The following is a 9,422-nucleotide window of genomic DNA, read 5'->3' as shown; positions in this document are numbered from 1 at the left end:
CTATTGTGGAGGTTAAAATTTTATCTGCCAGTTTGTATTTTTTATCTATTAATGGTTTTCCTGAGCACTCGTCTGCTCTGATATAAAAACGTTCTTCTTCTATATGTGAGCTAAGTCTCTGCTCAAAAAACGTTGTAAAATAACGAGCGGACTGTTTTCCTTGAGGGAAAAATCATCAATTTTCTTTGAATAGACTAACTCCCCAGTATACGGTTTGTTAGGCGAAAATTGCGCTATAGGCATCCCATCCTCACCAGATAAATTTCCAATTGGGCAGTTTGGATTGTGAGAAATACACCCCTTACTAAAGGCACTTAACTTACAGTACAGCTGGGAAGGGAAGCAGTTGTTCATAACTAAACGTTTTATCCCCCAATGTAACATTAATTTTGTGGGTGCAATCATCCGGGTTGTCACAATCACATATTGCAGAGCCGGCCTTTATTGACGTCATTTTACCTCCTCTCCTTAACCAATATTCACACTGCCACTGCCAATTACGATACCGCCACAATCAACAGCATCGCCCGTTCGCAGCAGGTTTTCCTTCAATAAATACAGAGCCGGAACCGCCGGCGATCTTCCGTGAGTGTGACGAATGAGAAGCCAGTGCGTCACCTTGTCGTGCGAGATAGACTCCGTCAACTTTCACGGTACTGGCGCCTGCAATAACGGGGGTTGCAGGACAATTACCGTGCTTTGTACCAATATCACCCACTTTAACTGCATTACCCATCTTGTTGTTCCCTGTTTTGGTTAAAGAGGCACCTGACCCATTTCTTGAATTAATACACTTTCCGCCCGCATATGCCCTGGCCGGCTGTATTCGGTTAATTGGGCATATAACGCTGCTGGCAGGTCATCGATGGTGAGATAATGCCGGATGATAAAAAGTTGGAGCAGCCCACGAACATTACGGTCATCCGTAATGCCATTTTCGCTAAACCAGTCAAAAAATTGCCGAGCGCACTCCACCGTGTCGATATGAGGGATAAAATCAAAATCAGCCTTTTCCAGCCAGTCAGGAATGAATCCGGCTAATTTTTCAATATACCGTCCTGTAAACATGGCCTGTATTTTCTCTAGCTGAATTTCTGTGATAGCGAGCATTTTTCGTTTGCTGGTTGCACCAACGGGAAAAGGTTCTCTCACCTTAACAAAGTTATCCGTGCGTTCTTCTTCAAGATAAAGTGTTGTAACACGAGTAATTGGCCCCAAAAAGCAATGCAACTCCCAGTCACTTAATACGCCGAGAAAATCCCAGATATTACGCGGATCGTAAAAACGAAAAAAAACGGGTTTTTCCTGTTTAGGTAGCAATACTTGCAGGTATTTGCGTAAATGTTGCCGCACGGTTTTCATATCGGCTTCGCTGTGGACGAAAATGCCCCACGGCGTTCTGCGGCATTCCAGCCAGATTTTAACTTCTTCAGTAACCTGTACCAGATAGGGCGCGATTTTAACCAGTTCCGGCTGGAGCGGTTCACCATAAAGGCAGGCAGAAGGCGGATCGTAACGCTCTAAGGCTAAAAACAAATCCGGTTCTGCTGCCCCATCAATAATGGCGTAGAGTTTTTCCTGACTCATTGCTGATTCTCCTTATCTTTCAGAGGACAGTGCGCGACGAACATTGAACCTTCACTGGCTGCCGCGAGCAAAATAGCAGGGTTGGCAGGCGCCAATAAATCACCGGGGCTACCGCCGGAGTTCAGATTAATGGCAGCACCCTTAATATCGATGCCGCCAGCATGAAGCACCACAAAACTCCCACCGACACGCAAAGTCAGCTTACTGCCACTTTGTAATGTCAAATCTCCCTGCGCATCCACACTGACGACCCCCTGAATTTTTTCAGCCAAATCGCCTTTGAGCTGTAATGAGCGGTCACCGTCAATCTGCTCAATATAATTGCCCGTGGTTTTATGCTCCTGTTGACCTTCTACGGTCACCTTGCGGTTATTGGCGATAACCAATTCATCGTCATGCCCGATGCTGGTTGTCCGGTTATAGTTAATGCGTTCCCCGCGTGAATTGCGCACCTGAATGGCGAGGTTTTTCTGAGCATGAATAAAGACTTCTTCGCGATCTTTCTCATCTTCAAAACGTAATTCGTTAAACCCTTCTCCTTTGTGGGTTTTAGAACGGATCGACATCTGGGTTTTCGCCATCGGCAGACGGTTTGGGGGAATATTGTTGGCATGATAAGCCCGCCCGACAATAATCGGCTGGTCGGGATCGCCGTGGACAAAATCGACTAATACTTCATGACCAATACGGGGAATGGCAATCATGCCCATTAATTGCCCTGCCCACGCCTGACTGACCCGTACCCAGCAAGAACTGCGGTCATTAAATTCACCGTACCGGTCCCAGTCAAACTGGATACGGACGCGCCCGTGTTCATCGCAGAAAATTTCTTCGCCCTCTGGCCCCACAACCGTGGCAATGTGTGGACCTGCCATTTGAGGCTTCGGGTAGGGGGAAGGCCGGTAAGAGTTTTTTCGGGTGGTAAAGGTAAATTGGTTAGACAGCCACGTACCGCCACCGCCTGACTGGGTTTCATCGGCTTGTGGCTGTTGACCTGAGTGGGTTATCTGAATTAACTGCCACTGGTCGTTAAAAACCGCTCTGGGGTGATCCATCAGGTTAAATAACTGCCCCGGCCACATGGCGAAACAGTCACCCTGACCGTTACCCAGCTGAGTGTCCCGGCGCAGGTATTCCAGACGATACTGGCTTGCCCGTTGTCCTAACTCATCATCTTTATAGCGGCTGGGAAAATCGTAATAATGGTAGCTGTTCAGTCTTCGCTGATTGTCAAGATTGCGCCCTTCATACCAGAATTCTCGGTTCCAGCGTGGGTTTTTAAACGTTCTGTCTTTGGTCGTGATATTGGTCACACCCACGCGTTCTGACCAGCTAAACTGGCGGATACAGGTTGTTTCACCCGTCACATCGGGTTCCGGGCGATAGGGGACGGTCATCACCTGATTAAGAGACAGGCAGGAGTCGTGAAACACAATGCGTTGCTCGTGCTGTTCCTGATCGAAAGTGAAGTAGTAAAAAATGCCCTCATCAGCCAGTAAACGCTGGATAAAGGCCAGATCGCTTTCATCGTACTGAACACAAAATTCTCGTGGTGGGTGCTTGTAACCGAGCGCAAAGAAAAAATTACGCACCCCATTTTCTCTGAGCAGGCTTTCTACAATATCCATCACGGACTGATTTTGGAAAATCCGGCTATTGACCCGTAAAGATGCGCGCCATAAAGAAGGTTGAATGGTGATATGGTAGTGGCTGAGATGGCGTCCGGTTGATTGCAGTGAAAAATGTGTCACCATGCCGGTGAGTTGCCGTTCAACTCGCCCATTGCGATGCACGGCAAAAGCGGCATTTCTGTCCAAAACATCGGCAAAATTAATGTCAGCAATATGGCAAGTCAGTGTGGCTTCCAGCCGAAAAGGGGTTGATAACGCTTCATACAGAGAAAAATCGACAACTGCGAAAGTTTGTTCAGGTAAATTTTCCGTAATCAGTGTAAATATTAAACCTGAGCGATCAAGTAGTTGGTTTATTTTATCCATTACCCTGCTCATTTGTACTCTCCATAATTTTGGGGTGTATCAATCCTTAGTTACGACCTGAATAGTAAAAATAATTTAGTAATAGAATGACCATTATGTATTTTAGGTTTATTGAGAAGGGTGCAGGATATAATAAAATTATTTATATGTTCCAGTAAGAATAAAAGTACATCAGGAAAATTGTGATTAACTTCTCTGACTAAACAAAATCAGATAATTACCTCTTTTAAATTTCACCTAGTACGACAGATTCAAATCACACTGACGCGCTACGCTTGTCTTCTCTGTTTTGTCCGGCTAATACATTAACCAGACAAACCAGAGATTTTGAAAAACACTATGCCAGCCAGAAAAGCCTTTTTATCTAAGCCACCCTATTAAAGAATTAGGGATAAAACTGTTCACCCTATTCACCTATTAATATTTTCATTTAAATTCATGTTGTTAAATGGTGATAACTTGAAATCAAACTCATCACTACTCTTCATCCAACCGTTCACCTTCAATCTGAAAAAGGTGAACAGGGTTGAAGAGTTATGAACAGTTTAAAAATAACTATTCACCCTATAATGTGTTGATATATCTGGTTTAAATTATAAAGTGAACAGTAGTGAACACTTTTTTATATTTCTTTGAAAATTATCATCAATAAAGAAAAAATTATTCTTCTGCCAGGTTATGACTTGTCAGTTTTGGCAGCCACTCAATGGCGGTATCAATATTCAGGCTCAGATTGCTACGAATGCCGTATTTGCTTTTTTTGCGCAGGTAATGCTGGCTGTACTCCGCCAGTGCGCCCGGCATATCCATGCCAAAACGGGTTACGGAAACAGGTTTATTCAGGTTATTGCCTTTCATATAAGCAAGGTAAGCGTGATAAAGGTACTTACGAGGATTGAACGGCATAATCTCCGCATTACCGATTAACAGGCCGTCAGTTTCATTAGACGCAATCAGGTAGCCGCAGAAATCGACCAGCGGATCGGTGCCACGTTTGATATCCAGCGCTTCTTCTGATTTCTGTTGCGCTGCCAGTAAACGCCTTGCAACTTGTGGGTCAGCAAACCGATGCAGCAGATGCCGGATAATCACAGGCAATTCTGTTGCACGATTTTATCCCGCAGAAGTGGATCTCGTTCATTTTCCGGTACAACTTCGGAAAAGTTGAAAATCACCCGACGCCGCGATACACCGCCACTACGATCACTGAAACTCATGGCATTATTGTTTACCGCCAACACCACGGCAGGAATACGGGTTGAATAGGGTTGTTTATGCTTCGGGTCGATAGCCACTTCATCCCCGCCTGTAATGGCTTTGATACCGGAGCCATCACCCACATAACGGGTCTGGTCTGGCAGGATAATCAACGAATATCCCACAATCAGCGCCCGTTCCCGTGGGTTTTCCAGTGCGGCCATACTGGCAGAAACAGTGTTGCCTTTGCCTGCCAGCATTGAACAAATTTCAGCAAAGATGCTTTTGCCACTGCCTCCGGCACCGGTGATTTCCAGAAAAAGCTGCCAGTCATAACGGTTCGCCAGCACCATAAACAGTGCCGCCAGTACCCGATCAAACTTTGTTCTCACAGTTGGCTGTTGCCCGATTGAGCCAGAGCCAGAACTGAGGCGCATAATCTTGCAGGGTTTCCCCAGAAACAGGGGAATTAAACGCAACATCATTCGCCAATAGCAACCAGTCATGTTTGCGATGAGGCCGGAACTGGCAGGCTTTCAGGTCAAACACGCCATTACTGAACCCGATTAAGTGGCGCTTTGGTTGCTGCATCATGGGAAGCTGTAATTTAAGGGCATCCACCGCAGAGCTAATACCATGCGGCGAGTATGGCAATTTTTCTTCCATAAAGGCTGCCACCATTTCCCGCTTTAAATCACGGTCACTGACCGGACGCCAGACAATACCATCATAGTGATGCACGGTTTCCGAAGCGCCATCCAATGCTAAATCACCGTCATAACGTGCCAGTAATACTTCCCCGCGCTGGCTGGCTCCCATCTGGCATAATGTGAGCTTGGAAGGCTCAGCATCATTGGGCTGAGTGGCTGCTTTTTTCTTGGTTGCTGTAGGTTGATAAAGCCCCTGAGCAAAGGCTTGTCTTGCCATGTCCACACCGTTTTGCTGACGGTAATCGTCCCAATCAGCTTTGTTCTCAGTCGGTGGTAACGTCACCCAACCATTCACCGCAAGAGCGGCTTTTTCTGATGAAATCTTGCCGATATTCACTTTTGGTTTGCCGTTCTTATCCAGTTCATCGGGATGATGCCAGTCGTTATCTGCTGCAATAATAATTTTCGTGTCCGACCAGCGTTCCCGAACCGCTTTGGAGACAGAAAGTAAATTGCCCGCATCCAGCGCCGCCAAAACAATACCTTTATAGAGCTGGTTAACCGTCAGTGCCGTAGCGTAACCTTCGGTAATGATCACCGTGTTAGGATGTTCTTCCAGCTCTGAGACAGAAATAAACGCCCCTTTTTTCTGGCTGCCAGACAGTAGTTTTTTCTCTCCATTGGGTTTGATGATCTGTGCACCTGTTACTTTTTTATCCAGTGTTGTCAGTGCCAACAAAGTCGAATTATTGAGCAATAGCCGCTGATTAGGAAAATCTGGCCCTTTTGCAACCAGATAAGGAGATTGCCCTACAACAGTTTGCGCCATCAGTGCCGCCACTTTTTCAGCAATTGAAATTGACTGCGTGATTTGAATGGTTTCTCTGGCGGGCTTGGGTTCTGGCAAAGGCAATGCCAGTACGCCTGCAATGATTTTTGCTGCCTCAGTGATGGAAACTCCTTTGGTTCTTGCCACTAAATCCAGTCCATCACCATAGTTTGGATAATCACATTGGCGGCAATGCCAGTTGCCATGATGGTGATCATCAATAAAGTGAAAACGGTCGGTGCCACCGCAGACAGGGCAAGCACTATGTTTGCCCTTCGCTGGGATATCGATGCCACAGGCAGGCAATAGGTTTTCCCAATGATACATAGCGGATTTTTTCACGGTCTGGATCAGGTCAAGCGGTTTTTGGTTACCTGTGATATCTGAAGATGTAAATTTAGGGTGAGTTTGGTTAGACTGTGTATCAGCCATATCGTAAGTCTCCTTTACGTTGTGGTCAGACGCCTCAGATGTGTTACCGCACTCTGGGGCGTTGTTTTTATATTAACCTGAATTCCGCAGTTTTGTCTCGATAACGGATACCGCCTGCGCCGCAGACAAGGCCGCATGTATCCCAGTGAAATCATGACAATTTTAATCCTCTTTCAGCGGTCGCATTACCGTGATTTTAAAAACTTTTATTTGGAGCATATCTGGCAATACCATCACCGCGACTTCCCCTCCTTGCTCAGTTATACCCGTTTTATCAGCGTTGCCCCGTCCGTTTTGGTCCCCTTATCCAGTTATCTGACTCAATTAAAAGGAAAACCGACAGGCATTGCTTTTATCGACTCCACGAGTTTGCGCGTTTGTCATAACATCCGTATTCCTCGTCATAAGGTCTTTCAGGGCATAGCGCAACGCGGAAAAACCTCAATGGGATGGTTCTATGGGTTCAAATTACACCTGATTATTAACCATCTGGGCGAAATTTTAGCGCTTAAAGTGACCCCGGGTAATGTGGATGATAGGGAGCCTGTACGCGAATTATCAAAAGATCTCACGGGTTCTCTTTACGGCGACAAAGGATATCTGAGTCAGGAATTGGCGGATGATTTAGCTAAAACGGATATCACCTTTATCACGAAAAAGCGCCGCAACATGAAAGCGCTTGCACTGGCTGAGTGGGATAAGGTTATGCTTAAAAAGCGTTTTATCATTGAAACGATTAATGGACAATTAAAAAACGGCTCTCAATTAGAACATTCTCGTCACCGAAGTATAACCGGTTTTTTGTTAACCATTTTAACGGGATTGATTGCTTACTGCCTTAAAGAGAAAAAGCCATCACTGAAAATTTTCTACTCAGAAGAAGATATTTCAGTAATAGCTTAAGCGGAATTGGGGTTATATTACGTTTCTTATGCCATGTTCTTTTCTATGTTATGCCGCTCGTGATTCCGCGATCCGCTGCGCAATCCAGTTATCAATTTCTGATTCAACAAAGGCGATTGAGCGAGAACCAAGTTTGACCTGTTTAGGAAACTCTCCAGCACTAATCAGTTTATAGATCCACGCTTTGCTATAACCCGTTCTGCGTTGAACTGCCGGCAAACGAATAAGGTTTTCCTTCGGTGCTGTCATTGTCATATTTTTTCTCCTGTTACCGAGTCCTTGAGCGCTCATCGTGGACGTTGTTTGATGACAGGCGGATTATTTAAAAAGCAAGACTAAATGAACAGCGTTAATTGTTTTTCCAATTTGTTGAATTTATTTTTTCAGGAAATTTTGGCTTTTAATTGGCATTATGTATAAAAAACAATCTCGTGTGCCACGAGCACACTTGCGCAAAAAACAATCATATATTTACGCCCTTTTGCCAAATTTTCCAATCAGCACATTTTCGCCTCGTTCCAGCATCTCCATATGATCCGCATACCATTGCAGCATTTCCCGGCGACCATCCAGATATTGAGCGTGGTTGTAAGTACCACGGATGCTGTTCTTGTCAACATGAGCAAGTTGGGTTTCAATCCAAGCTGTGTTATAGCCTTGCTCGTGCAGGATGGTACTCATGGTATGGCGAAAGCCGTGGCCTGTTGCCCGTCCATCATAACCAATGCGCTTAATAACCTGATTGATAGCAGCCTCACTCATCGGTTTACCCGCATCATTACGGCCGGGGAAAACGTATTTCCCTCGCCCTGTAATAGAATGCAGTTTAATAAGAATGGCTTTAACCTGATTTGATAGTGGGACGATGTGAGGGCGGCGCATTTTCATTCGTTCGGCAGGGATTTGCCAGAGATCGTTATCGAAATCGAATTCAGTCCATTCCGATTCTCTCAGCTCAATGGTGCGTACTCCGGTCAGCATCAGCATACGTGTTGCTGATTGAGTGACCAGACTTCCACTATAACCACTCAAGGCGATGAGGAAATCATTCATCTGGTCGGCTAAAAGGTGTGGGAAGTGTTTTTGCTTGGGGGCTTTAAGTGCGCTGGCAAGATCAGTAACGGGATTGAACTCTGCCCGTCCGGTAATAACGGCATAGGTGAAGATTTGCCGACAGGCCTGTCTAGTTTTCTTCAGTTTATCCAAAACACCGCGTTGCTCCATTTTTCGGAGCACAGCCAGCATTTCAGCAGGTTTAATCTCGGTAACAGCACGTTTACCAATATACGGAAAGATGTCTTTTTTCAGATATTCCAGAATGTCTTCGGCATAGCCTTTTGACCAGTTTGGGCGCTTATACTCATGCCACTCAATAGCGATGGATTCAAAACTATTGCTGACCGCAAATACTTTAGCTGCTTTTTCTGCTCTCTTTTCTTCTATCGGATCATTACCATCCGATAGCGTCCGCCGCGCATCATTTCTCTTGGTTCGAGCTTCGGCAAGGGAGATTTCAGGATATACCCCTAATGCGAGCAATTTTTCTTTACCTGCGATCCGGTACTTTAACCGCCAATAACGAGAGCCATTAGGGTTAATCAATAGATATAGTCCGCCACCATCTGCAAGTTTGTAGGGTTTTTCTTTCGGCTTTGCAGTGTCCACCTGTCGGGCTGTTAGCTAAAAAAGGACAATACTATGTATTTAATGGGATTTTGTAGACTTAGGAAGACGTTAAGATATTAAAGGATGGTACGCCCTACAGGATTCGAACCTGTGACCTACGGCTTAGAAGGCCGTTGCTCTATCCAGCTGAGCTAAGGGCGC

The 9,422-nt window shown here is 45.5% G+C and carries 5 protein-coding genes, 1 tRNA gene and 3 pseudogenes; 1 reads left to right on the top strand and 8 read right to left on the bottom strand.

Annotation, left to right across the window (positions count from 1 at the left end; translation table 11 throughout):
* Nucleotides 1-319 precede the first annotated feature (319 nt).
* The 5 genes and pseudogenes from AAC852_RS19850 to AAC852_RS19830 form a co-directional block, all read right to left on the bottom strand.
* Nucleotides 320-454, bottom strand: a complete 135-nt coding sequence (locus tag AAC852_RS19850) for a hypothetical protein (protein WP_340622477.1) — start codon at nt 452-454, stop codon at nt 320-322.
* A 14-nt stretch (nt 455-468) separates the two neighbouring features.
* Nucleotides 469-736, bottom strand: a pseudogene (locus AAC852_RS19845) (type VI secretion system PAAR protein).
* A gap of 20 nt (nt 737-756) precedes the next feature.
* Complete coding sequence (locus AAC852_RS19840) at nt 757-1,587, bottom strand: DUF4123 domain-containing protein (protein ID WP_047685625.1); 831 nt, start codon at nt 1,585-1,587, stop codon at nt 757-759.
* Nucleotides 1,584-3,596: a type VI secretion system Vgr family protein gene (locus AAC852_RS19835; protein WP_340619650.1), complete on the bottom strand. Its 2,013-nt coding sequence runs from the start codon at nt 3,594-3,596 to the stop codon at nt 1,584-1,586. The genes AAC852_RS19840 and AAC852_RS19835 overlap by 4 nt, the downstream gene beginning before the upstream one ends.
* A gap of 648 nt (nt 3,597-4,244) precedes the next feature.
* Nucleotides 4,245-6,587, bottom strand: a pseudogene (locus AAC852_RS19830) (toprim domain-containing protein).
* 186 nt (nt 6,588-6,773) lie between these two features.
* Here AAC852_RS19830 and AAC852_RS19825 point away from each other — a divergent pair.
* A complete protein-coding gene (locus AAC852_RS19825) occupies nt 6,774-7,595 on the top strand; it encodes an IS982 family transposase (RefSeq protein WP_422824326.1) in 822 nt (273 codons plus the stop codon).
* Between the two features lie 48 nt (nt 7,596-7,643).
* Here the strand turns inward: AAC852_RS19825 and AAC852_RS19820 are convergent, their stop codons facing one another.
* The 3 genes and pseudogenes from AAC852_RS19820 to AAC852_RS19810 all read right to left on the bottom strand — a co-directional run bounded on the left by AAC852_RS19820 (nt 7,644) and on the right by AAC852_RS19810 (nt 9,422).
* Nucleotides 7,644-7,850: a helix-turn-helix transcriptional regulator gene (locus AAC852_RS19820; RefSeq protein ID WP_340622475.1), complete on the bottom strand. Its 207-nt coding sequence runs from the start codon at nt 7,848-7,850 to the stop codon at nt 7,644-7,646.
* Between the two features lie 216 nt (nt 7,851-8,066).
* Nucleotides 8,067-9,275, bottom strand: a pseudogene (locus tag AAC852_RS19815) (tyrosine-type recombinase/integrase); the annotation flags it as partial.
* Between the two features lie 70 nt (nt 9,276-9,345).
* A tRNA-Arg gene (locus tag AAC852_RS19810) sits at nt 9,346-9,422 on the bottom strand.

It is taken from the genome of Xenorhabdus siamensis, from assembly GCF_037996745.1.
In the GTDB taxonomy this organism is placed as follows: Bacteria; Pseudomonadota; Gammaproteobacteria; order Enterobacterales; family Enterobacteriaceae; genus Xenorhabdus; species Xenorhabdus indica.
This window is presented reverse-complemented; position numbering and strand designations above follow the sequence as displayed.